Below are 26,028 nucleotides of genomic sequence, written 5' to 3' on the forward strand. Positions count from 1 at the left end.
TTCACCCTTTAGTCTTCTATCTCAGTTTCTATATCTATGGCTTTAATCGTCCACAAATACGGCGGTACTTCGATGGGTTCGACAGAACGCATCAAGAACGTCGCCAAGCGCGTCGCCAAATGGCATGATGCCGGTCACCAGATAGTCGTGGTGCCTTCAGCAATGTCTGGCGAAACAAATCGTATCATTGGCCTGGCAAAAGAAATCTCTGCCCAGCCTGATCCCCGTGAACTCGACATGATTGCCTCCACCGGTGAGCAGGTCTCTGTCGGTTTGCTGGCCATTGCCCTGCAGGCGATAGGCAAGAAGGCTGTGTCTTATGCTGGCTGGCAAGTTGCCATCAAGACTGATTCTGCCCACACCAAGGCCAGGATTGCATCGATTGATGAAGCCAAGGTCAAGGCTGACCTGGATGCAGGCAAGATCGTCATCATTACCGGTTTCCAGGGTGTGGATGAGCTGGGCAATATCACGACCCTGGGTCGTGGTGGTTCTGATACCTCTGCCGTGGCTGTTGCTGCAGCGCTCAAGGCGCAAGAATGCCTGATTTATACTGACGTTGACGGTGTTTATACGACTGACCCGCGCGTCGTATCTGATGCGCGCCGTCTGAATACCGTTACCTTTGAAGAAATGCTGGAAATGGCTTCGCTGGGTTCCAAAGTCTTGCAAATTCGCTCCGTCGAATTTGCCGGTAACTACCGCATGCCTACCCGCGTTTTGTCATCACTGACTGACCCATTAATACCGCTGGAAGAAGAAGCGAATTCTGGCACCCTGATTTCGTTTGAGGAAGATACACACATGGAACAAGCTACCATCACCGGCATCGCGTTTAACCGTGATGAAGCAAAAATCACCGTCTTGGGTGTACCAGACAGACCAGGCATTGCCTATCAAATCCTGGGCCCGGTTGCTGATGCCAATATCGAAGTCGATATGATCATCCAGAACCAGTCTGTCGAAGGCAAGACTGACTTTACCTTCACCGTGCCACGTGGTGAATACACCAAGGCCATGGACGTGCTGGAAAGCAGCGTCAAGGCGCATATCGGCGCGGGCAGCATCGTGGGTGACTCCAAGGTCTCCAAGGTATCCGTTGTTGGCGTGGGTATGCGCAGCCATGTTGGTATTGCTTCCCAGATGTTCCGCACCCTGTCGGAAGAGGGTATCAATATCCAGATGATCTCTACTTCTGAAATCAAGATATCTGTCTTGATTGATGAAAAATACATGGAACTGGCTGTCCGTGCCCTGCATAAGGCATTCGGTCTGGAAAGTGCTTAAAAATTTTTTCTGGTCTGACTGTTGACCAAAGTCATACAAGCAGCTATTATCACGGTCTCAATTACAGCTGAGTTTTTGGCGGTTGTAATAGTGTGGAGATGTGGCCGAGTGGCCGAAGGCACTTCCCTGCTAAGGAAGCATTTGGGGTAACCTGAATCGTGAGTTCGAATCTCACCATCTCCGCCAGCAATACTGAAAAAGCCCCTGGGTAACCAGGGGCTTTTTCTTTTTGTCTTTTACCTTCGCCTTTTTATTGCGGCATATGTCACGGTTGCTGTAAGGCTCTGCATAGTTTTGTGCTGGTTTGCATATGAAATTGAATTCTTTCATTAAATATAAAACCCCCTGAAAATCCACAAAAAGAAGCTTCTTTGAGCTAAGTCAGCGCATGTTTAGCGACCCATCCCACAATTTATGGAGTAAGGGCACTTCCGGCAACATGAGTTCCCACAATTTGACCACGCCCAGTCGCCGGTGCCACATCTTCTTAATCTCCGGGTTGCGTTGACTGATAAGTCGGGACGCACTATGAAATTTGTGCTTTGCAATACTTTGCCAGTGTGGCGAAATCCAGTTGTTAATTGAATTTGAATTAGAAAAGGTGGATGTAGTTGGCAAGCTGATCTACGATGACTAATGAGGGCATCAATAATATTTTGATGTTTATCCAAAAAAACATCAAAATAAGCAGAGTTCATTTCATCAATAGGCGCGAAATGAGTTTTAAATAGTGACGTTGATAAAAAGCGGCAGATAGGTCCGGCAAGTGCTGTCTGAACTTTTATGAATGAAATGTCACAAAAAATATTTTATTTTCTTCGACGTTGTTAAATCGAATTGTCAAATAGCAGAGTACTACCCCTGGGTCTTTGAAAGCAGCTTTAGTCGTCGGTATCAATGGTTATTCTTGTAGTCCAGCATCTGGCTGTGTCGCATAGATACCCAGGTATTTTGATGGGAGTTTGTGCTGATCCAGCATTTATCCAAATGCCATCGGAGAACATATGAGACTCACAAATTTACGCATAGGCACCAGGCTTGTATCTGGTTTCTCCCTGATATTACTATTGCTCCTCGGGGTCGCCTTTCTCGGGGTGCGTGGCATGACACTATCCAATGAGGCTTTGCATCACGTTGTGACCATCAATGTGAAAAAGATGGAAGTGCTTGAGGATATGTCGAAGTCCGTACATATAGTTTCCCGGGTGATACGCACGATCGCCTTGCTTTCGGACGAAGCAATGGCAAACAACGAGCAAAAAAAAATTGAGGACGCACGGGCTCACTACAACGCAGCATTTAGCATGCTGGAGAAAATGCCGCTGGATAATGCCGGGAAGGCTTTTGTTGCGAAAATAAAAGAAGACCAGGTGGCGGCAAGAGCGCTCAACGACAAGTTTTCTGAGATGGCCAAGACTAATAAAGAAGAAGCCACGATATTTTTGCTGAAAGTAGCAGGGCCAGCCAATGCCAGGTGGCAGGATGCGATTCAAGAGTTTATAGACTTGCAGGAAAAAAAGAATCAAAACGACGAGGAATCGGCAACCAGGGCATACAGCTCAGCATTGATTATGATGGTCATCATCACAGGTTTAGCTTTCATTTCTGGTGCTGCCATTGCCTGGTTTAGTACCCGTTCCATTACCGGGCCTCTTGCGATCGCCGTTGATGTAGCCAGGACAGTCGCCAAAGGAGATTTGACAAGCGACATTCAAGTTACTTCTACGGATGAGACAGGTCAGTTAATGCAGGCACTAAAAGAAATGAACGACAACCTGATCGACATCGTTGGCAAGGTTCGCAATGGTACTGATACGATCGCAACAGCCACGGGTGAAATCGCATCCGGTAACCTGGATTTGTCTTCAAGAACAGAACAGCAGGCTGGTTCGCTGGAAGAAACTGCTTCATCAATGGAGGAATTGACATCTACGGTGAAACATAATGCAGATAGTGCGCGGCAAGCCAATGAATTGGCGATTTCTGCATCTCAAGTTGCTATCAAAGGTGGTGCAGTCGTTACTGAAGTAGTGAGCACAATGGGATCTATTGATGCATCATCGAAAAAAATCGTCGATATCATTGGCGTGATTGATGGCATCGCATTTCAGACGAACATCCTTGCATTGAATGCCGCTGTTGAAGCAGCGCGAGCTGGTGAGCAGGGGAGAGGTTTTGCCGTCGTTGCCAGCGAAGTGCGCAACCTGGCGCAGCGGTCTGCTGCGGCAGCCAAGGAAATCAAAACTTTAATTAATGATTCGGTCGAGCAGGTGGAGATAGGCTCACGTCTGGTCAATCAGGCTGGCTCGACCATGGAATCAGTCGTCTCAAGCATACAAAATGTGACCAACATCATGGGCGAAATTACTCTGGCAAGTAAGGAGCAAACCACTGGCATCGAGCAGATCAACCTCGCCGTAACGCACATGGATGAAACAACACAAAAAAATGCGGCATTAGTTGAAGAAGCGGCAGCTGCTGCTGGTTCTCTGGAGGAACAAACACGTGTTCTGGCGCAAGTCGTCAGCATTTTTAGAATGCCTGGGCACCTTGCTGAATTTGCTCAGCAAAAGAAAACCAGTCAGCGTTTTGGGACAATGAGCACGGCAAAGGGAAAAAATAGCGCGGTCAAGCGCTTGTCCACAAATGCAGATTCGTCCAGACAAGCAAAATCAAATAGTGCCAGTGCGACCAATGAATTGGAAGAATTGTGTGACTCATAAGTGTTATTCAAAGAGATTAATGCAAAGATAGTCAAGTACGAAAACAATTGATGAGGACGATGTCAGGAGAAATTCGCTGGCGTGGATGTTGTTTGTCTGTGTCTGGGTGTTTTCCGGCCAATTCCCTCAAAAAATGATGGAGGAAATCAGTAGAACTCATTTCATTGACTTATTCGAAGCGTGATTTACCGGGTGGACAAGTTGTAAAAAAGTGATTACATTGAATAATCAATTTTCATTCAATCATTTTCCCAATATTAAAACGAGTTTTGTCTTATCAGGAATAAACCACTCACCGGGGGAGTATTCATGTCTGCAAATACCAAAAAATTCCGTTTGATTACGCGTAGCGACTTTGATGGACTGGTTTGTGCAGTCTTGCTCAAGCACCTTGACCTGATTGATGACATTCTGTTCGTGCACCCCAAAGACATGCAGGATGGCAAGATTGCGGTCAGCGACGCTGACATCAGTACCAATTTACCTTTCGTTGATGGCATCCATATGGCTTTCGACCATCATTTGTCTGAAACCCTGCGCAATGCAGAGGGTGGTGCCAGAAAAAACCATGTCATCGCACCAGAGGCTCCTTCCGCAGCACGAGTGGTATATGACTATTACGGTGGCTTGAAAGTTTTCCCTGCTTCCTGGGATGGCATGATGGCGGCTGTTGACAAGGGTGACTCGGCGCAATTCAATCGTCAGGAAGTTTTGCATCCCCAAGAATGGGATTTATTGAACTTTCTCATGGATGCTCGTACCGGTCTTGGGCGTTTTCGCGACTTCAGGATATCAAATTATAACCTGATGATGAAATTGATCGATCTGTGCAAAACACAGAGCATAGAAGAAATCATGCAAGACCTGGATGTCAGGGAAAGAGTGGACCTGTATTTCGAACATGAAGAGAAATGCAAGAAGCAAATCCTGGATTGTGCAACCGTGCATAAGAATCTGGTAGTACTTGATTTACGCAATGAGTCGACGATTTTTGCAGGGAATCGTTTTCTGATTTATGCCTTATTCCCTGAAACCAATATTTCTATCCACATACTCTGGGGTTTGAAAAACCAGAATACCGTATTTGCTACCGGCAAATCGATTTTGAATCGTAGTTCCAAAACCAATATCGGTCCATTGATGCTGGAATTTGGTGGTGGTGGCCATGAAAATGCCGGTACTTGCCAGGTTGGAAATGAGCAGGCAGCAGAGGTATTGGCGACCTTGATCAGCCGTATCAACCAGGATGGCTGACGATCTGGCTGAATGCTTTGGTTCAGAATTGTATTTGTATTCCATCTGGCAGGAATTTCGCATACCTGCTCAGGGAAGTGCTAATCTCGCTGGCTGCAATTGCGTAATGAAAATCCTCCGCCGTTTCGCCGGTTTTTTTTGCACCAAAGCGTTCATGGAATTTCCAGACGGACTCATTGCCTTTCCTGACATCGAAATGTGCGCTCTTAAATCCCAGAGCCAGTGCATAGTGATACACCATCAACGCAGATTCTATGGAACTGCTGCTGGCTGAACCTGCTTGTATGATCCAGGAACCCCAGCAGAATGAATCAGCTTGCTGATCATACAGGCGTACGGTACCTATATTATTGCCTTCCATATTTTGGATGATGAAGTAGATTTGCTTGTCATCACAGGCATATTTTTCCAGCCATTGCTCTTGTGGTTTGACATCGGCAGAGGTGGTGGAAATGAAACGGGATTTTTGTTCATCTGTGCGCAAAGCGACGATGTAGCCGGCGTCTGCTACGGTGGCATTGCGCATGACCAGTTTATTACCGGTTATTTTTTGTGGTTTGAGGAAGGCCGGCCCGGCAGCTAGCCCCTGATCTGCAAGGCGTCCGGCAATGCCTGCATGTAAGGCGCATGTCTGTATTTGTGCGGCTATACTGGCTAGCCCCTGTGATGGTGATGTTGGTAATGCTGGTGAAGCTGGTGACATGGTTCATTCATCTAAGGTTTTCACGATAGACGATTTTACTGTGCCGTTTGCCCGTCGTACAGGCAAACGGCAAGTTTGGAGCTTATTTCACTACCGGGACGGCATTGACGGTGATGTTCTTGTAGTAAATATGGCTGGTTGATTCAAAGCCTGAATCCAGGCCGAACAATATCCACAGGCTGCCATCGGCTTCGGTTTTTACATTCAAAGGTGCCTGATTGCTGAGTTTCTTCTCCATATAGGGTGCTCTGCCACAATCCGTACTGGCATTGCCTATGGTGCCCAGTACCTGGGCATACTTGCCCGAACCTGCCTGGCCGCCTCGGTCTATATTCATGACGAACTCATTGCCTTTTTGTATTGTCAGTGGTTCGATGGGGGATGCGCCGCCAAAAAACCAGACACTTTCACCAGGTGAACCGCCAACACCAAAGCAACCAGTGGCCACATTGGTGACGATGGTGGCTTGAAAACTTAAAGCGTATTCAGTGTTGGGTGCAAAGCCAGAGTATTTTTTCTTGATGTAAATGAACAGATCATCACTGCGGTTGGTGCCAAAAGTATACAGGCCCTTGCCACTGAAAGGCAGGGGCAGGGTGCGGTACTCAGTGACGATGTCAGTCGGTTTGGTCTCGCTGCTAAAGTCCGATGTGCCAAAGGCCCAGCCAGGCGGTTCACTACTGAAATCAGTGTTGATCTGGACTGGCAATGGCTTGGGAATATAATCACTGCTACCGCCGCAGGCAGTCAGCAAGGTCGTGATGAGAGTCGCTGCAAGGAAATGTAGGGGTATTTTCATAATGAAAACCGAAAAAGGGTTTAAGCGTTTGCCAGTTGGGGTGGTATGGCGAAAGAGAATAGCGGCCGGAAGAAATTAAATCGTTCTCGAAATGTCAGATAATTGTCTTCAATTTGTAAATCCTGCTTAGCGCTTATTCGGAAATTGTCTGAAAATTGTAAGTTGCGTCGCAGCAGTGGGCAAATTGCGTAAAATCGCGCGCTGCTCTACTACAATGCGGGCAAAGGAGAGATTTATGTTTCGTGTAATGTTGGTGGAAGATGACGCCAAGCTGGCAGCGCTGGTTGCCGAATACCTCAGGGAATACGAATTTACGATAGACATCGTCAGCCGTGGCGATGCCGCCCTGAGTCATTTTCAACAAACCTCACCGGATATTGTGGTACTTGATCTGATGTTGCCGGGTATGGATGGTATGGTCGTCTGCCGTCAGTTGCGCGCAATCAGTGCCGTGCCTATTTTGATCTTGACGGCGCGTGAGGATGCCTTCGATGAAGTTTCGGGTCTGGAGCAGGGCGCAGATGACTATGTCAATAAGCCCGTGCAGCCACGAATATTATTGGCCCGTTTACGTGCCTTGCTCAGACGTGTCAAGGAAGAGCTGGCAGATGAAAACGCTGATCTGGTCTATGGCGCATTTCGTGTCTGCCGTAGTGACCGCACCGTGTTCTGGCGCGATGAAACAGTCTCTCTGAATAGTGCAGAGTATAAATTATTGCTGGTGCTGGCCGAAGCCGCGGGCAAGGTCCTGTCGCGTAACGATATTCTGATACAGATGCGCGGCATAGAGTTTGATGGTCTGGACCGCAGCATCGATAATAAAATTTCCCGCTTGCGGCGCAAATTCGATGATCCGCATGCCGATAAAATCAAGACAGTCTGGGGAGAGGGTTATCTGTTCAGCCCGTCTGCCTGGGACTAGCAGATGAATCGCCTGTTCCTGCGTTTTTTTGCTTTGGTGATGCTGTCTGTCAGTGTCGCCACGATTGCCATCTATGTGTCCATCACTATTTTTTTTGGTGATCCTCTGGAAGAAGTCGCACAGCAGCAGGCATCCGGACAAATTTTATTATTGACTGAGTATGTCGATCAGGCAGGCCAGAATGAATGGCTGACACGCCTCAACAAAATCAGGGAAATCGCCCACACCCGGATGGATTTGATACCGTTGCAGCCGGTACTTGCAAAGCTGAATCAGGCAAGGCAGGCGCAACTGATGCGCGGCGAGGTTGTCATCGATGTTGCAAGCAAATCTTTTTACCGCCGTGTTGACCTCAAGGGCGAGCGCTACGTAGGCAGTGATGAAGAAGTCATTCATGCACAAGATTTGCCGATCGATGTTGCCCCCGTTCTCAAGACTGAAGCGCTGCGCTACATCATCGTGGCACTCTGCCTGCTGATCCCGATTGCAGTCTGGTCCAGCTCGCACTGGCGTGGCTTGCAGGCGCTGGAGAAAGTTGCAGATGAATTTGGTGCCGGTCATTTGAAGGTCAGGGCGCAAACCAAAGAGCGCGACAGCATACACCCGCTTGCACAGCGCATGAACCAGATGGCGGCTCGTATAGAGAGCTTGCTGGAGGCACAAAAAAATCTCTTGCATTCAGTTTCACATGAGTTGCGTACGCCTATTGCGAGACTGGAATTTGCATTGGAGCTATTGAGAAGCGCAGCAAAAAATCCACAACTGGAACCCAGAATGCAAGCCATGGAAGCCGATATCAGCGAACTCAATGTGCTGGTCAGCGAATTGCTGGATCTGGGCAAGCTTGATCAGGATGTCAGTCTGAATCGTAATGAATTTGACTTGAGCAATAGTCTTTCAGATTGCGTGGGCAGCTTGCAGCACGTGCTGGATGTACATCAGCTCAACAGAGATTTTTCTGAGGACCTGGGGACATATTGTGGTGATCAGCGCTTGCTGAAACGGGCAATCAGCAATCTCTTGCGCAATGCAGCCAAGTATGCCACTGCGCGCATCTGGCTACATGCCAGAAGAAGCGAAGATGGCGGCGTAGAAATCATTCTGGAAGATGATGGTCCCGGTATTCCGGCGGCGGAAAGAGAGCGCATTTTTGAGGCTTTTTACAGGCTGGACCGTAGCCGTGACCGCAGCACCGGCGGTTTTGGCCTGGGCCTGGCTATTGTGAAAAAAGCTATATCCGCACATGACGGTCAGATACTGGTGCAAGAAGGGCAATATGGCGGCGCCAGATTCATCATTTCTTTGCCTTTTTTTGCACCAGGAACAGCAATACAGCAGTAATAAATTCCAGGCTTACAAATTGATGACATTTGCCAGACAAGTTGGGGAAGACTCGCAACTGACTGCTATCTATCATTGCTCAATAATATTGCAAAGCGGTGTTTGCATTCTGATTCGCTCTGATCAAGGTCTGCCATGAAAGTATTGCATTTTTACCGCACATATCACCCTGATACTTTTGGTGGTATAGAGCAAGTGATACGGCAACTGGCGGTGGGAACTGCGCGCCTGGGTGTGGATGCAGAAGTGCTGACCCTGACACGCAAGCATGACAATCTGGAAATGGAGCTGGAAGGACACAGGGTACACAGAGTAAGGCAGAGTTTTGAAATTGCTTCAACAGGATTTTCCTGGCAGGCACTCTCGCGCTTCAGGGAACTGGCGAATAGTGCCGACATTATTCACTATCACTTCCCTTGGCCTTTTATGGATTTGATGCATTTGTTTTGCAGAATCAGAAAGCCAACTATCGTGACCTATCATTCGGATATTGTGAGACAAAAATTTCTGGAAAAAGTGTATCAACCTTTGCGCCACTGGTTTTTGAATGACGTGGACAGGATCGTTGCCACTTCGCCTAATTATCTATCCAGCAGCCCGGTCCTGAATCGCTATCGTGACAAGACTGAAGTAATCACTTATGGCCTCGACAAGGATATTTATCCTCAGCCATCGCCAGAACTGATAGACAAGTGGCAGCAACGCTTTGCGGGCCGCTTCTTTTTATTTGTCGGCATGCTGCGCTATTACAAGGGTTTGCATATTTTGCTGGAGGCTGTAGCCGATACGGATATGCCTGTGCTGATTGTCGGGAATGGGCCAGAAGAAGCTGCCCTGAAGCAGCAAGCCAGAGAGTTGAGGCTTGAGAATGTGCATTTTCTGGGAGCACTGCCGGAAGAGGATAAAGTCGCCTTGCTCAGTCTTTGCTATGGCGTGGTATTCCCTTCCCATTTACGTTCCGAGGCATTTGGTATCTCGCTGCTGGAAGGGGCGATGTATGCCAAGCCCATGATATCAAGTGAGATAGGAACAGGCACCAGCTATGTCAATATTGCAGGCGAGACCGGTATGGTGGTACCGCCAGAAGACGTGCTGGCCTTGCGGGCAGCCATGACGCGTTTGTGGGACAAGCCTGCACTGGCGGCGCAGATGGGGCAATTTGCACAAAAACGTTATCAGACCATATTCACTTCTGAAATGATGGCAAAGAACTATGTGCGTTTGTATGTTGATGTAATTTCTGGAAATACCAAAGAGCCGTAGAGCACATTGAGTGAATAGGATGAATAGAATGAGTTTCAGTATGGGTATTGATGTTGCGAAATTGGAAAGAGGTGTCTATGATGCGGATTTCTCACGCCCTTATACCTGTAATGCCACTTCGCTATTTTGATGATATCGACGATATTGAAGATGGGCCGGGTATACATACGACTACAATTGACCAGCATGAAATCTATAATATTTGCCTCCCTTTTTTGCGTCGCCGACCTTGCTTGTGCCCAGACCCCGGCGGCTAGCATGTTGCCGGACGGTAGTTCCGATATGTATATCGGCCTTGGTGTGATTTCCGAACCCAGTTGCGAAGTGGGTGGCGAACAAACCACGCGCATCATGCCCAATGTACAAATGCAGTGGAGTAATGGTGTTTTCTTACGTAACACCAATCTCGGCATGCATTTGAGTCAATCCAGTGCCTATGAGTATGGCCCTTTGCTGTCATATCAAAGAGGTTGCAGCGCATCAGCTGCGCGCAAGCTGGCAGGCTATGGTGATGTGGATGGCAGTTTTCAAGTCGGCGGTTTTTTTAACTTTCGCCCATTGAGCAATCTGCGTGTAGGTAGCAAATTATTATTTGGAACTGGCGCGGGCAGGAAGACGACATACTTGAATATAGAAGGACGCAGTTATTACAAAATAGCTTCCCATCATGGGCTTGCATTGTCTGCGGGCCTGACCTGGAGCAAACGCTACTACGATTCCGCCAATTCACGGTTTGATCCTAATCTTAGCGATGGATATCCTGTGTATGTCAATGGTTCAGGAAACAGTTTTACTGGCACGGGCAATGAAGTTCTTGTTGCAAAGTCAGGTAAAGACGTCGTGAACACAAATGCCAATGTCAGGAATGTCTACCTGGGCCTGAATTGGAACTGGGAGTTGAATTCGTCCTGGATAGTCACTTCGCATGTGACTGGAGTACACCAGTTTGACATTGACAGAGACAGTTTGTGGTTGGGTAAGAAAAATTACGTCACCGTGTATTCCGGCCTGGCATATCGATTTTAATTTTATATAAGCATGATCAATAAGTACGCCTCCATTTTTGTCCTGATGCAGTTAGCTTCAGTGCAGGTTTTTGCGCAAATAAATAGCGCAACGCCAGCCACGAAGCCAGCAGCGGCACAGGTATTGGAAAGCCAGGCGGATACTGAATGGATCAGCTACCGGAATGCGTATCGATTGATGATACAGTTTGAGAAATATGGCAAACCTAAGCATCTGATCCAAAACCATTTTCAGATATCCAGTAAGAACGGTAATCCTTTACCAGATACTCTGCAATTGCATCTTGTCAGCAAAAGCATGCGGCTTAGTCTGCCCCTGGATGTAGTGGGCCGTACCAATCTTCCTTTGCTGAAATCAGCTTATGATGAGAATGCTGAACTGGTCTTGAACCAGGCGTCAGGGCAAATCAGTTTTCAAAGTCGTATATCCATCGTTGCCAGGGCTGACGGCATTTACGAAATTGCTGAATTGCGTCTGGCGTGTGAGCAGGCACAGGCTTATTTGAAAAGCGTGGGAGATGTTAAAACCAGTGCCAAATCCTGTGTAGGTGTGAGATTTTCGTATCTGAAAAATCTGACCCAATCAGGGATCAAATTTAGAGGTGCCGATATGCAATTACATGCACTTGCATGGCAAGAGAATGGCGCCTTCCCCGACGAAAACAACAAAGCCTATAAAACGGTGACCCTGCGTTTTGCAGACACTTCAGAAAAAGGACAAGTGCTGGCACAACAGCCACCTGTAGCTATTGCGCCAGTCTTTGAGTGAAGCTTGCAGTTCCCGGCGTCTTACCAGCGACGCCAATGCCTGCCACCACCCCAGTATGGTCCGCTCCGGATAATAATCGGAGGAGGGCTGACATAGACACTGGATCCATATCCGTACCCATAGCCGTTATGTGCCGGTGCCACTACACAACCGGATAAACTCAGCATGCCAACAAGGATGCTGGCGATGGCAATGATGTTTCTTCGCATGATGTACTCCTGTTTGTACTGTTCGTACTATTTGTACCAGAACTCATTGAGTATCATTTTGCCAATGGAAATAAATGAATTCTGCTCTGGACTTAATGTTTGACAGGGCTATTGCGTTGACATCTTTAGTGTAAAACTCTGTTGCTGATGTTTCAAAAAATAATTTGTAAGAATTGACGTTGATTGCTTTTCGGAAATTCTTTGCAGGCATACAAGCAAGCAAAGATTTGACTAAAGAATTGCTGCGTCGCGGAACTTGATGCCATGTGGTATGGTCTTAGGTTTGTTCTTCACGACTATTGCCACAATAATATCTATATGCAAACCAACAGTATGACCTTGCGCCCGACTCTTTTGTCCCTGGCCATCATGGCAGCTTTTAGCCAATCCTCTTTTGCACAAACTGCAACTCCAGCAACCCCACCCAAGGCCGAATCTACTGAAAAAGCAGATGTCAAAACCCTGGAACCAAAGATGCAAAAAGTGGAGGTGCAGGGCGCGCGCGCTTATGACGAGCGCCGTCAGGATACTGCGACCAAGATCGTCGTCACGCAGGAAGACATCGTGCGCTATGGTGACACCACCGTCAGCGAAGTACTCAAACGCTTGCCAGGCGTGACTATTGGTGGTGTACAGGGCCGTGGCGGTGATATCCGTATGCGTGGCCTGGGTGCCGGTTATACCCAGATTATGCTGAACGGCGAACCCAGCCCTCCTGGCTTTTCGCTGGATTCTCTTTCCCCTGATCTGATCGAGCGCATAGAAGTGATCCGCGCTGCGACTGCAGACCTCAGCACTCAATCGATTGCAGGCACCATTAATATCGTGTTGAAAAAGACTGTGCAAACTGCGCAAAAGGAACTCAAGCTGGGTTTGTTTGAAGATGGCGGCAAGTATGGCGAAAACGTTAATTACCAGATTTCAGATAAAGCTGGCCGCATGTCGTATTCCCTCTCAGGTAATCTGAACCACGGACAATATGAGCGTCCTTCGTATTCTGATGAAGTTCGCACCGATGTGAGTGGCAAGCCTTATGTCAAAACGCATACCGATAGCCTGGGTTGGGGTACTTTCAATAACCTGGGATTTTCACCCAGAGTGAATTGGAATTTTGAAAACGGCGACACCCTGACTACGCAGAGCTTTGTCAACGCGAATCGCTTTGACGGCTATTTCAGTGAAGCGAGGACGACCACGATACTGGGTGACTTGCCATTTCCTCTTCGGGTAAAAGACGTCTTGCCGATTTATGTGAGCGACCTGCAAAAGGTGCACTCGGATTTCTCCATGTTCCGCACTAATTTGAACTGGATACACAAGCTGGCCGATAGTGCCAAGCTGGATGTCAAATTGGGTGTGAACTACAACAAGCGCAATTCTGATGTTGAATTGTGGGGCTATGGCCCGAGTAATGCGCAGATACTTGATCGCAAAACCAATTCAGGCGCGACCGACAAAGGTTTGACCATGAGTGGCAAATATAGCGCGCCATTCGTTCAGGATCATTCCTTTGTGTTTGGCTGGGATGGCGCATATAGCAAGCGCAATGAAACACGCACGCAAAATGATAATGTCAATTTTGTTGGTAGTACTTTGCGGGCGAATAATCTTGATGAAACCTTTAATGCCGATGTAACCCGCCTGGCTGTGTTCGCTCAGGACGAGTGGAATGTGACGAAACAATGGTCAGTCTATGGTGGTTTGCGTTGGGAAGGTCTGGATACCCGCAGCAGCGGCAGCACTTTTAACGAGGTCCACAATAAATCCAGTGTCTGGAGCCCGATACTGCAAACTTTGTATAAACTGCCAGACAGCAAGAACGACCAGATCAGACTGGGTATTACCCGTACCTATAAAGCACCGGATACCAATCGACTGATACCACGTCGCTTCATCTCGAACGATAACAAGAACCCCAACAGCCCTGATAGCATGGGCAATCCTAATCTCAAGCCTGAACTGGCCTGGGGACTGGATCTTGCGTATGAACATTATCTGCCAGGTGGTGGCATGCTGAGCGCCAGTGTTTTCCTGCGCAAGATCGACGACATTACACGCACCAAGTTGCTGCAGGAAGCGGATGGCACTTATGTGAGTATGCCGGTCAACGATGGTCAGGCAACCACCAGGGGCATAGAACTGGAAGCCAAGTTCCCTTTGCGTGCCATGATGGAGGGTGCACCAGCGATAGATTTCAGGGCGAACCTCTCTTTCAACTGGTCAAGTCTGGATAATGTACCTGGGCCGAATAATCGCCTTGATTCACAAACACCTGTCAGTGCCAATCTGGGTGTAGATTACAAGATGGATAAAATTCCTTTGACTATTGGTGGTAATGCCAGCTTCCAGAGTGGTGGTCCGGTGAATATTTCTGCGACACAGAGTTCTTATTCCGTGCCAAAGCGTGTGCTTGATGTATACGCTTTGTGGAAATTTGACCAGAAAACCAATTTGCGCGTGTCTTTGGGTAATACTCTGCATCAGGATAATATCAATGTAGGCACTTATACAGGCAGTACTGGCTCAGTGATCCAAACTAATGTCACACCAACTACAGTGACTGCCCGCGTCATGTTTGAGCATAAGTTCTGAAAATAATAAGGTTTAAAAAATAAACTGTAAAAAATAAGCTGTAAACAAGCAGGGGCACTTCATTACTGAAAGTGCCCCTGCTTGTTTTTGTGTATTTGGGTATTTCGTACCCTGGATTTTATAAAACCCGGGCCTGTTTATTTTTTGCTCTCCAGCTTGGGGCGACAGTAAGAAGGCAAATTACCGGCTGGCACTGTTGTCCTGTCTATTCCCTTGACCGTCATTTTTTCTGGTGGCGTACCCGTGGCACACACCCAGGCCACCGGCACGATAGGCGCATCTTCAACGACTGCAGGGCGCAAGGTCAGGACTTTGCCTTTCAGTACGCCGTGGGCGTTATTGCCAAAGGTGATATTGATTGCACCGTCTTGTATATCTACGGAGCTGACCAGGTTGCTGACGATTTTGTCAGCAACCGGCAAGCCGGCTGCAAGATTATCGACAGGAAATTTCTTTTCTGTCTGCCATGAGGCTGCCACTGGTTTCTTTGCAATATCGGCAAACTGTATGCCAATTTCCAACTGTTCCCTGACTATCTTGAACATATAAGATGGGACGGCCATGGCTGCCAAAATGGCAATGATGCCTACTACTATCATCATTTCCAGCACGGTAAAGCCTGAGTATTTTTTCATAAAGCTGATTTTCTCTTGTTTTCGTGAGTTTTTAGAAATATAGCGGATAAGCCTTGCTTATCACAATCTAAATATCACGACATTGTACTTGCCGCCCGATTGCCAAGGTCATGTGACGCAATATGCTATGACACAAGTAGCACTATCGTTGATAATGCGAACAAGCTAATTAGGGCTTACGCAAAATTGTCCCAGCAAGGCGTCAACGACGAAGACAGTACTTTAGTACGACTAGGCGCTGCAACGCAGCTGGGGCGGTTTTGCGTAAGCCCTGCCAATAATCTTTTGCATGATGAATGATCCTATCCCCTTATTCGGTTTCGCAACCAGCCTGCTGGAGCTGGTTTCCTTTGCCCTGTCTGTCATCACCGTCGCCCTGAATATAAGGCAGCTGCACTGGGCCTGGCTGTTTTCCATCCTTTCATCTGGCTTGTATGCAGCGGTGTTTTTTGATGCAAGGTTATATGGGGACATGGGTTTGCAGTTTGTCTTTATCGTCGTATCTGTATGGGGCTGGATCAACTGGCTGCGTGGCGATGATGAGCACGAACGCTTGCAAGTCACGCGTCTGGATACGCGTGGCAGATGGAATTCTTTAGGGACGGCTTTACTGGTTTTTGCTTTGCTGGCCTGGTTCCTTAAAACATATACTGATACCGACGTACCCTATGCTGATGGTTTTCTGACGGCAGGCAGTTTGCTGGGGCAGGTTTTGCTCAGTCGTAAAAAACTGGAAAACTGGCATGTCTGGATCATTGTCGATATCCTGTATGTTGGCCTGTATGTGTACAAGGGTTTGATGCTGACAGCACTGCTGTATGCAATTTTTATCATTATGGCCATCATAGGCCTGCGTGCCTGGAGCAAAACATGTCCTCAGTAAACCGTGTCGTTATATTGGGAGCGGAATCTTCTGGCAAATCCATACTGGCCGAGGCTTTGGCCAAGCATTACCAAACCGTCTGGGTGCCAGAATATTTGCGTGAATTTGTTGAGCAAAATCAGCGCGTTCCAAAGGCTGAGGAGCAAATTCTCATTGCCAGGACACAGGTGCAACGTGAAACTGAACTGGCTACACGGGCTAAGCAATGGCTATTTTGTGATACCGGCCCCATCATGACAGCGATATATAGCCGCCATTATTTTGGTGAGCCAGATGCAGAATTGGCTGAATTGGAGCTGTCGCATCAATATGATTTTTGCATAGTCACTGCACCAGACTTCCCCTGGCAACCTGATGGTCTGCAACGTGAATCTGCCTATGTGCGTGATCGCGTGCACCAGGAAGTACTGGATGTGCTGGATGAACGGGAAATCCCTTTCCTGTTGGTTGAAGGCAGTAACCAGTCCAGACTTGAACAGGTGCAGTTTGCCCTGTCTTTCCTGTTGAGTTAATTCAATAAAAAAGCACTGCAACCTTACGGAGGCAGTGCTTTTTTTGAGGCCTGGAACAGGCTTAGTTACTTTCCATCAGGCTCTTCAGATGATCAGCGCGGGCAGGGTGCCGCAGTTTTTTCATGGCCTTGGATTCAATCTGGCGTATACGTTCGCGCGTGACTTCAAATTGTTTACCTACTTCTTCCAGCGTGAATTCGGTACTGGTTTCCAGGCCAAAGCGCATGCGCAAGACTTTGGCTTCACGTGGGCTTAAAGAATCCAGTGCTTCTTTCAGTTTCTCTTGTACAGACGCCTGCATCGCTGCTGCCATCGGTGACAAGGTCATGCTGTCTTCGATGAAGTCGCCCAGTTGTGAATCGCCGTCGTCACCGATAGGCACGTCGAGCGAGACGGGCTCTTTAGCAATCTTCAGGATTTCCCTTACCTTGCCTTCTGGCAGGCCCATTTTCTCGGCAATCGCTGCCGGTTCTGGCTCCAGGCCTGTGGTTTGCAAGAGCTGGCGGCGCACGCGGTTCATCTTGTTGATGGTTTCAATCATGTGCACCGGCACGCGGATAGTGCGTGCCTGATCGGCAATCGCGCGGGCAATCGCTTGCCTGATCCACCAGGTGGCGTAGGTAGAGAATTTATAGCCACGGCGGTATTCAAATTTATCCACGGCCTTGAGCAAACCGATGTTACCTTCCTGGATCAGGTCCAGGAATTGCAGGCCACGGTTCACATATTTCTTGGCGATGGAAATGACCAGGCGCAAATTGGCCTCGGTCATGGCTGCTTTGGCTTCGCTGGAACGTTTTTCACCAGCCACCATTTGTTTGTTGATTTCACGCAGATCAAACAAAGGCAGGCAGACATTGTGTTCCAGGTCGATCAGTTTTTGCTGCAATTCACGGGCAGCATGGATATTGCGGCCCAGGATGGCGGCATAGCTGGAGGTGCCATTCACTTCCTTGTTCAACCATTCTGGATTGGTCGCATTCTGGCGGAAATGCTCAACAAAATAGGCACGTGGCATGCCGCATTTATTGACCATTAATTCCAGCATCTGCTTTTCAGTCTGGCGCAGCGTCTTCATTTGCTTGCGCAAAGAGTCGCACAGTTTTTCTGCGGTCTTGACGCTGAAACGCATGCCTTGCAGTTCACGTGTGATGGCAATCTGCGCCTGTTGGTAAGCAGGGGATTTATAGCCATCCGTGGCGCGGGCAGCCTGCATTTGTTCAAAGCGCATGGCGACAATTGCAAATTTTTGCAGGACCACATTTTTCATGTGCTGCAATTGTTCGTCGCTGATGCCGCTGGCATTTTCTGCTACTGCATCATCGTCGTCATCCAGATCGTCAAGATCGTCGTTGTCGCTGAGTTCTATTGCCGGAGTATCAGTTGCATCCGGGTCCAGCAAGCCATCAATGATGTCATCCACACGGATTTCATCTTTGGAAATCTTGTCGGCAATCGCCAGCATTTCTTGTATCGTACCTGGGCAGGCAGAAATCGCCTGTACCATGTCTTTCAAACCATCTTCAATACGCTTGGCAATTTCGATTTCGCCTGAACGTGTCAACAATTCCACGCCACCCATTTCACGCATATACATGCGTACCGGGTCAGTGGTGCGGCCAAAGTCTGAATCAACAGTCGCCAGTGCGGCGGCGGCTGCAGCTTCTGCTTCGTCTTCAGTGACGTTATTGGCGACGTTGTCGGTCAGCAGCATCATGGCGGCGTCAGGAGCTGCGTCATAGACGGCAATCCCCATGTCGTTGAGGGTGCTGATGACGCCTTGTATCATCTCAGCGTCAGCAACATCGTCAGGCAGGTGATCATTGATCTCGGCATGGGTCAGGTAACTGCGGTCCTTGCCCAGATTGATCAGCTTGGTCAGCTGCTTGCGGTATTGCTCCAGTTGCGCTTCCTGGCTTGCCGCATTGGCTGGTGTCGGTTTCTTGGCCTTGACACGTGCTGCGCGCTTCATCTCTGCGGATTCTGCTGCATTTAAAGCCTGGATTTCATCATTTTCAAAATGAAATTCAGAAGACTTGCGGCCACGCTTGGCTGGCTCGCGCATCGCTGGCAAGACATAGGCCGATGTGTCTATGTCCTTGATGCTGGTGACGGCCGCAGCGGGTGCAGCGGTGGCAATAGTAGCAGCAAGAGGCATGGAAACGGGTGTGACAACGTGTGTGACGGCGGCAGATGCACTTGTAGTTGCAGCAGGGCTGGCAGGAGCTAACGGCTTGAGCGTGACTACCGGTGCTGGTGGTGCCAGTTTGCCTGAGCCTATGCGTGCCTCGCGCTTGATGACAACAGGTGCGGCTGCCGTAGGCTGGTCTGCCAGCAATAGTTTTTTAGCCAGTTTGGGGCCTGTTTTACGGATGACGACTACACGTGGCTTGGCTACCTCTGCATCAGTGATGCTGTCAGTGGCTTCTGTCCTTTGAACGCTCTCTGCCATATTTGCCGTAGAGTCGGCAACATCGGCTGTTTTGTCAGCTATGACAGCAATAGCAGCAGACATGTCAGTATTGCTACTTTCGTCGCTATCAGTTGCCACTGATCCCGCTTCTGCGGACGTAGTTTCATCAGACGTATCGCTGCCATCGGCCATCGCAGCCTGTAATCTGGAACGGCGCTTGGTAATCACCGTCACTGGCGTTGTAACCAGTGTCGGTGCTTCCTCGATCGAATCCATAGGGTTCGATACGGGGACCACCATCTGTACAGTTTGTACTGTGGCCGTGCGCGCTACGCTGAGCGCGGGACGGTTCAGTTGCAGTTGCGGTTTTTTACCTAATGTCAGCGTTGAGCCTGTTTTTGTTGTAGGAGAAGTGTTTGAGTCAGTTAAGCTGTTTTTCATGTAACAAATTCGAATACGACAACAAATGCTTGTCAATGGTGTTAGGCAATAGCAAGGGCGAAAAAGCTGCTGGCGATCATCATCTACAGATCAACGGCAGGCGCGGCGCGGATAAAAAAGCCCGCTGGTAAAAGCGGGCCAGGTCATCTTGCTGAATCTGGGCCTCAAAAGAGACGAAAGGGCAGAATTATCCTCGGCTTAGCCATTCTTGACAAGCAAGACTTTGCTTTCTTTTGCAGAAAAATTCATCTGGCTGCTGAATGGGTATTGAAACCTGTGTTCAGACAAACTAGCCATACGACGCAATTATGCCAACTTTGCCTGATTTTGTAGCATTTTTGCTTGAAACTTCAATGGATGATCTACTTGGCAATGTTTGATGTAAATCAGAAGATTGGCTGTTCAGCTTAAAGAAATTGGACAAACTGTTAAGCTAGCGTCTTTGTGCCATCATTTGTTTTGTCGCCATGCACTTTACTTCCTGTTTGAAATCCGGCCTGCTCTATGTCTTATTTGGCTTGCCGCTAATCGCCGTTGCGCAGCCAGCTCAAAGAGTGCCCGATACTTTGGAACAAAGGCTGAAAGCCTGTACCGCCTGTCATGGTGCCGAGGGCAGGGCAGGCACTGACGGTTTTTACCCTCGTATTGCAGGTAAGCCAGCCGGTTATTTATATAACCAGCTACTTAATTTCAGGGAGGGCAAACGTGCCTATCCTGCCATGCGTCATATGGTTGCGCATATGTCAGATGCTTATCTGAAAGAAATTGCTGACTATTTTGCCAGCCTGCACCCACCTTATTCCGCGCCGCAAGCCAGTGAAGCGAATGCCACTTCGCTGGAGCAGGGCAGGCAACTGGTTATGCAGGGTGACAAATCACGTAATTTACCCGCCTGTGTTTCTTGCCACGGCAAGAGCATGACGGGTCTGGCGCCCTTCATGCCTGGTCTGGTGGGTTTGCCACGTGACTACCTGATTGCGCAACTGGGTGCCTGGCAAACTGGTAGCCGCAAGGCGCATGCGCCAGACTGCATGCAGCAAATTGCCAGCAAGCTCAAACCTGCAGATCTTGCCGCTGTATCAAGCTGGTTGGCGGCACAGACTGTGCCCAGCGATAGCACAGCGCCAGTGTTGAAAGCAACGGAGTACGGACTATTGCCAATGAAGTGCGGCAGTCTGTCCCAATAATTTTTATAACAAATCTATGAAAAAAATCCTCTTGTCCGCTTTGCTGCTTTTGCTGGCGTGCAGCGTTGCCGTAGCAGGTTTTGGCTATTATCTGGTCGATGATAAAAGTACTTCAAAGGTAAGCGCCAGCAGCTTGTCCGCAGCAGACCAAATCAGCAAAGGCGAATATCTGGTGAAAGCCGGTAATTGCATGGGTTGCCATACGGCGCGGGGCGAAGCTGCATTTGCTGGTGGCCGCCTATTGCAAACCGATTTTGGTAATTTCAATACACCGAATATCACGCCTGATACAAAAACAGGTATAGGCAGCTGGACTGCTGAAGATTTCTGGCAAGCCTTGCACAATGGCAAATCCAGAGATGGCAGTTTGCTGTATCCATCTTTTCCGTACACTAATTACACTCAGGTGTCGCGCGCTGATGCCGACGCCATGTATGCCTACCTGATGTCTTTACCCAAGGTGGAAAAGCAAAATCAGGCACATGAATTGCGCTTCCCCTATGACAAGCGGGCTTTGCTGGCATTCTGGCGTGCTGCTTATTTCCGTCCTGCCAGCTATCAGGCAGATAAAAGCAAGTCTGTAGAATGGAATCGCGGTGCTTACCTGGTCAACGGCCTGGGGCATTGCAGCGCCTGTCATAGCAGCCGCAATAGCCTGGGGGCGAATGCTGGTGTCAATGACTTATCTGGCGGTGAATTGACGAGCTGGTATGCACCGGCGCTGACGAATAGCCAGGAAGTCAGCCTGGCAAAATGGTCGCCACAAGAGTTAATCGCCTTGTTGAAATCAGGTGTCAATCGACATACTGCCGTATCCGGCCCCATGGCAGAAGTGGTGGCGGGCAGCACCCAGCATTTATCGGACGCGGATATCAAGGCCATGGTCAGCTATCTGCAGGCGATACCTACCGTGCAGGTCGCAGAAAAAGACACGCTCGACAAGCTAATGGCTGGGCCGGAACTAAGTGCAGAACGCATGGATGCAGTCATGAAGCAGGGTGGCGCATTGTATAAAACCCATTGCATGGACTGCCATGGCGCACTGGGTGAAGGTGTGGCAAATATTTATCCTGCGCTGAAGGCGAACCCTGGCCTGCTCGGTCACGCCTTGTCAAATCCGGTACGCATGGTTTTGTCTGGCGGCTTCCCTCCTGTCACCAAAGATAATCCCCGTCCCTATGGCATGCCACCGTTTGCCCATACGCTCAATGACACAGAAGTTGCCCTGGTACTCAGCTATGTGCGCAATGCCTGGGGCAATAAAGCTGACACGCTGACCTCGGCAGAAGTCAATCGCTATCGTACTGCAGCCATGGAATAAGTTTGCAAATTACAATTTGATGACAATTCACATACATTTTTAAACACACTTGTGCTTCAGCAGCTTTTACACTTGCCACAACTAAAAAAGATTTGCGGTGAGTGAATTGAAATCTGCCTTTGGCTTGACTTCCTGTTTTTTGACAGTTTTGTTGGCGGCGTGTGGTGGTGGCACGAGCACCAGTGTGAACTCTGATGTAGTGACGTCAGTGAACGGACTTGCATTGTCCGGTACGGCAGCAACAGGATTGGCGTTATCCGGCGCCCCTGTCAATGCCAAATGTCGCACTGGAAGTGGCACCACCACGTCAGCATCAGATGGCAGTTACAGCTTGACGGTGGCGAGTGGTGTCCTGCCATGTGTGCTGCAAGTCAGTAATCCGGCTGATGGTAAAAAAATGCATGCGATTGCAATCAATGCGGGCATCATCAATCTGACACCTCTGACTGACATGTTGTCGACCCGCCTGATGCACGGTGACATGAGTGCCGTATTCACAAATCCCGATGCTGCGGCGATAGAAAAAGCGGTGACCGCCAGTACCATCAAACAGGCGCAAACTGATGTCAGCCTGGCTTTGCTTGGCTACGTCGATCTCAGCAAACTTGGCGACTTTTACAGCACGCCCTTGAAGGCGGCAACCGCAGCCAATGCCAGTGCCGGTGATGCGCAAGACAAATTGCTGGATAGCCTGAAAGCAAAAATGAGCGCAGCTCAGCAAAGCCAGATGCTGGATTTGCTGGCGAAAGCTGCCGCCGTCGGGCTGCCGCTGGATAACCCAGATCTGAGCTTCAAACCGACACTGGAACTCATGCCGATGAGCGCAACTGTCGCGACCAATGGCAAACTGAGTTTTGCTGCCGCCACCAATTACCCACCAAATGTGCGTTACATCCGCCAGCCTGTGAAATGGTCAGTCCAGGAAAGCAATGGCGGCAGTATCACGTCCAATGGCGAATATACAGCACCGGATAAACCTGGGATTTATCACGTTACGGTGCAAAGAGAAGATTTTCCGGCGCTGAGTGCCACAGCCACAATCACGGTAGGTAGTGCATCATCCCCGGTGTTTACGCCTTATCTGAATGTCGAAGCCAAGAGCGTCAGCTTAAAAGCCGGATCCCAGTATTTCTTTTCTGCGGGGATTAACTATCCGCCAGGCATTTACTATATACGCCAGCCTACCACCTGGTCTTTGGTCGAAGCCAATGCCGGCACGATAGACATACTTGGCGCTTATACTGCACCTGCGCAGCCTGGTATTTATCATGTCCGCGTTCAGCGTGATGACTTTCCCGAGTTGACGGTAATTGTTGAAGTGATCGTCATATAAAGGATAGGAGCAGGGCTCAATCCTTGTTGTTAGAGGATGAAAAATGCTATAAAGAAGCAATTTCAGTTAAGATTGTTACTTTATAAATCTTTTTCATCATATGCGATCGACTACACTCGCCTTACTGCCAGCACTTGCGCTGAGCCTTTCTTACCCTGCCCTTGCCGCCAATAATATAGATCAGCCCAGTAAAACTGCTGGTCCCATCAAGAGTCTGGCAGTTGACCAGAAATCAGATGCCCGTTATGTGATAACCACAGTGCCCGCTGAATCAGCCATGGAGCGCTTTGAGATGAAAGATGCTCAGGGGCGCAATATTGCCTATGTAGCGATGACAGATGGTGATGTCGGTGGCGTGGTGTTTGTCGACAATAAACTCACAGGTACAGTTTCCAAGCAAGACGCCCTGGCATTTTATAGCTGCCGTGGCTATACCTCAGCCATCAAATACCATTGGGCCAAAGATGCCAATGCCTGGGTAGAAGGTTTGCTGGCTGCCAGCCAACCAAGTACTGCTGTCAACCTGCAGTTCTCAGGCAAATCAACATGGCGCAGTATCGTTGAAGTGGTCAATAATCCTTCTTTGTCGCAAATCGGTTCTCTGGTGGATATCGGTACCAATCCATTTGGCATTTTGCGCAAACTAAACAGCGCACGCGAATCCATGGCTGAGCGTGAACTGTTTGAAAAAACCAGATTACGTCTGCTGGATGTCACTACCGGTACCAGCGAAGACAGGGTGGCTGAGATCATTAAACCAGAAGACGTTTCTTTTGCAGTTGGTGGTCTGGTCATGGCTTACCCACGTTTTTCTGTTGAATATTTTATTGCTGACGGAGCAGTGAAAGCGATACAGCAACCGTCCTTCCATTTCTTGTCCCATAAACAGGCTGCATTGTTTTATGTACCAAATACAAAATGGGAGATGTGCACACCAGAAAACTGGAGAAATGCACTGCCAGTAGTAAATACTGTGCCAGTCACGATCACAGAGCCAGCCAAGCCAGGTGAAGCAAAATAAGAGTCTGATCTGATCGTCCTGGAGAAATGAGGAATCTGATTTGTTACATTGCGATCTCGATCACATCACGATAACTGCCCCTGATCTTGCATCAGGTGCAGCCTATGTCAAAGCACTATTGGGTGTAGAACCACAACCAGGGGGCGAGCATGTGCGCATGGGTACGCACAATATGTTTGTACGTCTGGGGCCTGCATTATTTCTGGAAATTATTGCGGTCAACCCTGATGCAGTCAAACCAGGGCGGCCACGCTGGTTTGCGCTTGATACTTTGATGCAGGATAGCAAGCCTCGCTTGTCGAACTGGGTTGCACGCACAACGGACATACAAACGGCAACAAGCCAGACGCGGGAAAATCTGGGTAGCATAGAACCCATGAGCCGTGGCAGTAACCACTGGCAGATCACGATACCGCAAGATGGCTCTTTGCCTTTGGATGGCATTGCGCCCGCCTTGATTGAATGGCAAACTGCAGCACATCCCGCAACAGGCATGCTGGATCAGGGCATGAGTCTGCTTGAACTGGAATTGCTGCATCCGGACGCAACCAGAATTTCCCAACTGATGCAGGACTTGAACATGCAAGGCAGCATCACAGTCAAGCAGCTGTCAGCTGGGCAGCTTCCGCAATTAATTGCCCACATCATGACACCACTAGGATTGCGGATTTTGTCTTGAACATGCTCAGCCTGACCTGCCGCTGGCTGCCTTGTCTGGTTGTTGCATTGGCCAGCCCTGCGCAAGCGAGAGAAAGCATCTGCTATGGAACAGTATCCAATGGGCGGCTGGAGGCTGGTGTCAACCTGCCAGCGACTGGTACTAACTTTTCTGCTTATAGCGCACTGGGCGTAAGTCTGGGACGAACTTATGTGCATTCCACTGTTGCAGATATTATTACGCAAGCCTATCGACAACTTGAGCAAGCTGCCAGTGATAAAGTCTTTGTATATGGCGAAACTGGCTGGAAAAAAGGCGGCCCCATGCGGCCTCACCGCACCCATAAAAATGGTTTGTCAGTCGATTTCATGATGCCAGTGATTGACGCCAAGGGTATGTCACGGCCTTTGCCTGGAAATATGGATAACAAGTATGGCTATGATATTGACTTTGATGCGCAGGGCCGCTTTGGTGACTATCGCATAGATTTTGCTGCTTTGGCTGAGCATTTATATCAGCTTGACCTTGCCGCAAAAGCCAGGGGAAGGGGACTGGCACTGGTGATTATTGACCCACCGTATCAGGAAAAATTATTTGCCACGGCGCGCGGACCGTATTTGCAAACACATTTAAAATTTATGAAGGGAAACGCCTGGGTCAGGCATGATGAGCATTATCATGTTGATTTTGATTTGCCCTGTAAAAAGAATTCGGCTTAATACCTGACGACCTGAGTT

At 48.8% G+C, this 26,028-nt stretch carries 22 protein-coding genes and 1 tRNA gene; 18 read left to right on the forward strand and 5 right to left on the reverse strand.

Annotation, left to right across the window (positions count from 1 at the left end; genetic code table 11):
• The first annotated feature begins 36 nt into the window (after positions 1-36).
• The 4 genes from AC3WQT_RS04470 (at position 37) to AC3WQT_RS04485 (ending at position 5,264) form a co-directional block, all read left to right on the forward strand.
• The gene (locus tag AC3WQT_RS04470; protein WP_492702634.1) at positions 37-1,287 is read left to right on the forward strand and encodes an aspartate kinase; all 1,251 of its coding nucleotides are present in this window, start codon (positions 37-39) and stop codon (positions 1,285-1,287) included.
• A gap of 94 nt (positions 1,288-1,381) precedes the next feature.
• Positions 1,382-1,473, forward strand: a tRNA-Ser gene (locus AC3WQT_RS04475).
• Positions 1,474-2,291: 818 nt separating this feature from the next.
• A complete protein-coding gene (locus tag AC3WQT_RS04480) occupies positions 2,292-4,010 on the forward strand; it encodes a methyl-accepting chemotaxis protein (protein ID WP_492702635.1) in 1,719 nt (572 codons plus the stop codon).
• Between the two features lie 309 nt (positions 4,011-4,319).
• The gene (locus AC3WQT_RS04485) at positions 4,320-5,264 is read left to right on the forward strand and encodes an exopolyphosphatase (RefSeq protein ID WP_492702636.1); all 945 of its coding nucleotides are present in this window, start codon (positions 4,320-4,322) and stop codon (positions 5,262-5,264) included.
• 22 nt (positions 5,265-5,286) lie between these two features.
• Here the strand turns inward: AC3WQT_RS04485 and AC3WQT_RS04490 are convergent, their stop codons facing one another.
• Both AC3WQT_RS04490 and AC3WQT_RS04495 read right to left on the reverse strand, forming a co-directional pair.
• Positions 5,287-5,967, reverse strand: a complete 681-nt coding sequence (locus AC3WQT_RS04490) for a GNAT family N-acetyltransferase (protein WP_492702637.1) — start codon at positions 5,965-5,967, stop codon at positions 5,287-5,289.
• Positions 5,968-6,049: 82 nt separating this feature from the next.
• Positions 6,050-6,766, reverse strand: coding sequence for a hypothetical protein (locus tag AC3WQT_RS04495; protein ID WP_492702638.1), 717 nt, complete (start codon positions 6,764-6,766; stop codon positions 6,050-6,052).
• 235 nt (positions 6,767-7,001) lie between these two features.
• On the opposite strand from AC3WQT_RS04495, the gene AC3WQT_RS04500 reads away from it, so the two are divergent.
• The 5 genes from AC3WQT_RS04500 (at position 7,002) to AC3WQT_RS04520 (ending at position 12,086) form a co-directional block, all read left to right on the forward strand.
• Complete coding sequence (locus AC3WQT_RS04500) at positions 7,002-7,688, forward strand: response regulator (RefSeq protein WP_492702639.1); 687 nt, start codon at positions 7,002-7,004, stop codon at positions 7,686-7,688.
• A 3-nt stretch (positions 7,689-7,691) separates the two neighbouring features.
• Positions 7,692-9,029, forward strand: a complete 1,338-nt coding sequence (locus AC3WQT_RS04505; RefSeq protein ID WP_492702640.1) for an ATP-binding protein — start codon at positions 7,692-7,694, stop codon at positions 9,027-9,029.
• Between the two features lie 135 nt (positions 9,030-9,164).
• Positions 9,165-10,292, forward strand: a complete 1,128-nt coding sequence (locus tag AC3WQT_RS04510) for a glycosyltransferase family 4 protein (protein ID WP_492702641.1) — start codon at positions 9,165-9,167, stop codon at positions 10,290-10,292.
• 186 nt (positions 10,293-10,478) lie between these two features.
• A complete protein-coding gene (locus AC3WQT_RS04515; RefSeq protein WP_492702642.1) occupies positions 10,479-11,318 on the forward strand; it encodes a MipA/OmpV family protein in 840 nt (279 codons plus the stop codon).
• 12 nt (positions 11,319-11,330) lie between these two features.
• The gene (locus AC3WQT_RS04520) at positions 11,331-12,086 is read left to right on the forward strand and encodes a hypothetical protein (RefSeq protein ID WP_492702643.1); all 756 of its coding nucleotides are present in this window, start codon (positions 11,331-11,333) and stop codon (positions 12,084-12,086) included.
• A 20-nt stretch (positions 12,087-12,106) separates the two neighbouring features.
• Here AC3WQT_RS04520 and AC3WQT_RS04525 read toward each other — a convergent pair whose 3' ends face one another.
• Positions 12,107-12,295: a hypothetical protein gene (locus tag AC3WQT_RS04525; RefSeq protein ID WP_492702644.1), complete on the reverse strand. Its 189-nt coding sequence runs from the start codon at positions 12,293-12,295 to the stop codon at positions 12,107-12,109.
• A gap of 318 nt (positions 12,296-12,613) precedes the next feature.
• Here AC3WQT_RS04525 and AC3WQT_RS04530 point away from each other — a divergent pair, with 318 nt between their 5' ends.
• A complete protein-coding gene (locus AC3WQT_RS04530; protein ID WP_492702645.1) occupies positions 12,614-14,887 on the forward strand; it encodes a TonB-dependent receptor plug domain-containing protein in 2,274 nt (757 codons plus the stop codon).
• 137 nt (positions 14,888-15,024) lie between these two features.
• Here the strand turns inward: AC3WQT_RS04530 and AC3WQT_RS04535 are convergent, their stop codons facing one another.
• The gene (locus AC3WQT_RS04535) at positions 15,025-15,522 is read right to left on the reverse strand and encodes a pilin (RefSeq protein WP_492702646.1); all 498 of its coding nucleotides are present in this window, start codon (positions 15,520-15,522) and stop codon (positions 15,025-15,027) included.
• A 292-nt stretch (positions 15,523-15,814) separates the two neighbouring features.
• On the opposite strand from AC3WQT_RS04535, the gene pnuC reads away from it, so the two are divergent.
• Complete coding sequence (pnuC, locus tag AC3WQT_RS04540) at positions 15,815-16,405, forward strand: nicotinamide riboside transporter PnuC (protein ID WP_492703104.1); 591 nt, start codon at positions 15,815-15,817, stop codon at positions 16,403-16,405.
• Entirely contained in the window at positions 16,393-16,917 is a 525-nt protein-coding gene (locus AC3WQT_RS04545; protein ID WP_492702647.1) for an AAA family ATPase, read from the forward strand. The genes pnuC and AC3WQT_RS04545 overlap by 13 nt, the downstream gene beginning before the upstream one ends.
• A gap of 61 nt (positions 16,918-16,978) precedes the next feature.
• On the opposite strand, the gene rpoD is transcribed toward AC3WQT_RS04545, so the two are convergent.
• Complete coding sequence (gene rpoD / locus AC3WQT_RS04550) at positions 16,979-19,771, reverse strand: RNA polymerase sigma factor RpoD (protein ID WP_492702648.1); 2,793 nt, start codon at positions 19,769-19,771, stop codon at positions 16,979-16,981.
• Between the two features lie 467 nt (positions 19,772-20,238).
• On the opposite strand from rpoD, the gene AC3WQT_RS04555 reads away from it, so the two are divergent.
• From AC3WQT_RS04555 to AC3WQT_RS04580, 6 genes are all read left to right on the forward strand, one after another.
• Positions 20,239-20,958, forward strand: coding sequence for a c-type cytochrome (locus AC3WQT_RS04555; RefSeq protein WP_492702649.1), 720 nt, complete (start codon positions 20,239-20,241; stop codon positions 20,956-20,958).
• Positions 20,959-20,974: 16 nt separating this feature from the next.
• Entirely contained in the window at positions 20,975-22,279 is a 1,305-nt protein-coding gene (locus tag AC3WQT_RS04560) for a c-type cytochrome (RefSeq protein ID WP_492702650.1), read from the forward strand.
• 97 nt (positions 22,280-22,376) lie between these two features.
• On the forward strand, positions 22,377-23,612 hold the full coding sequence (locus AC3WQT_RS04565) for a hypothetical protein (protein ID WP_492702651.1): 1,236 nt from the start codon (positions 22,377-22,379) through the stop codon (positions 23,610-23,612).
• A gap of 100 nt (positions 23,613-23,712) precedes the next feature.
• Positions 23,713-24,633 (forward strand): hypothetical protein, encoded by a 921-nt coding sequence (locus AC3WQT_RS04570; protein ID WP_492702652.1) that lies wholly within the window; start codon positions 23,713-23,715, stop codon positions 24,631-24,633.
• A 40-nt stretch (positions 24,634-24,673) separates the two neighbouring features.
• Positions 24,674-25,312 (forward strand): VOC family protein, encoded by a 639-nt coding sequence (locus AC3WQT_RS04575; RefSeq protein WP_492702653.1) that lies wholly within the window; start codon positions 24,674-24,676, stop codon positions 25,310-25,312.
• A gap of 2 nt (positions 25,313-25,314) precedes the next feature.
• On the forward strand, positions 25,315-26,010 hold the full coding sequence (locus tag AC3WQT_RS04580; RefSeq protein ID WP_492703106.1) for a penicillin-insensitive murein endopeptidase: 696 nt from the start codon (positions 25,315-25,317) through the stop codon (positions 26,008-26,010).
• Positions 26,011-26,028 lie beyond the last annotated feature (18 nt).

It is taken from the genome of Undibacterium sp. FW305-107 (genome assembly GCF_058788535.1).